The organism is Metabacillus rhizolycopersici, from assembly GCF_020075705.1.
In genome coordinates this window covers 1-951 of sequence record NZ_JAIQUM010000227.1, presented here as the reverse complement: position 1 = coordinate 951, position 951 = coordinate 1, and the positions used below count along the sequence as shown (strand labels likewise).

General features: G+C 34.3%; 2 protein-coding genes. Both read left to right on the top strand.

Going from position 1 to position 951, the window contains the following annotated elements; all coding sequences use genetic code 11:
* A partial coding sequence (locus K9V48_RS28155) for a DUF7852 domain-containing protein (protein ID WP_438803934.1) occupies window positions 1-305 on the top strand: 305 nt, incomplete at its 5' end.
* A gap of 292 nt (window positions 306-597) precedes the next feature.
* Window positions 598-951, top strand: a 354-nt coding sequence (locus tag K9V48_RS28150) for a DUF7852 domain-containing protein (RefSeq protein ID WP_438803933.1), incomplete at its 3' end; no start/stop codon positions are given.

The window sequence follows — 951 nt, the reverse complement described above, 5'->3', positions numbered from 1 at the left end:
GTTTCGGAGAGCAAAGAAGAGGTCAATTTATCGATCCTAAACATGGAGAATCTCCTCGTTTAGATAAATACTTCTTCCAAAATAGCGTCATTTACAATGAACAGCCATACTGTGAACTTATTAGCGCAGAATTCTTTGAGCTTGACTTTTCTCCACATTCATTTGACTCACATGAAAGCAAATGCTCTAATAGCAGCAGCAGCTTTAACAAATTACGTGAAAAAATCGTCACAGATCTTACTTTAAAAGTGTTACAAGTTCAACAAATTCCGCTTAATGGGATTGGCGGAGGAGCTGCTGAGTAAGCATTTATTAAGATCGGAATTAAGGAAATATTGAATCAATTAAAAAATATCCACTCTCTACATGAGCAATTGTCCCTATAGAGTAGTTACGAAAGATCTTGAAGAAATTCTTCAAGATCTTTTTATATTTAGAAGGGACAGGTTCTGCTAATTAATCAGATACTTAATGAATAGAAAGTCCTATCTTTAAAATATCTATTAAATTCGTCTATGCAATATTTTTTATCTTGAATACCTTATCGTTGTAAAGGTAATAAACCTTTTACTATAAAAAAATTTGGAGGAATTTATTATGGCAGACTTCGGTCAAAATTTAAATAAAAATAACATGAAGAAAGATCCTAGTAAAGTGAATTGTGAAGTTAAAGCGCGTACAGAGGTTCAACTTCCCGATACTCCCGCTACTCCTGTCGTTAATCCAGATCTAACTGGTGCTTTTATTAAAGTCCCGCTTGTTTTAGCAGAGACAACTCTTCAAATCGTAGTAGAAGCAGATATTCCGCTTGATCCACCGGCATCTGAAATTAAAAGAGTATTAAAGGATGTTTTCTTAACACAATGTAAACTCGTTCCTGTTGGTCCATTTACAGAAATTGACGATACAGGATTCTTTACTTCTGCAGGAGCTAAATTATTCGTTGAAGGA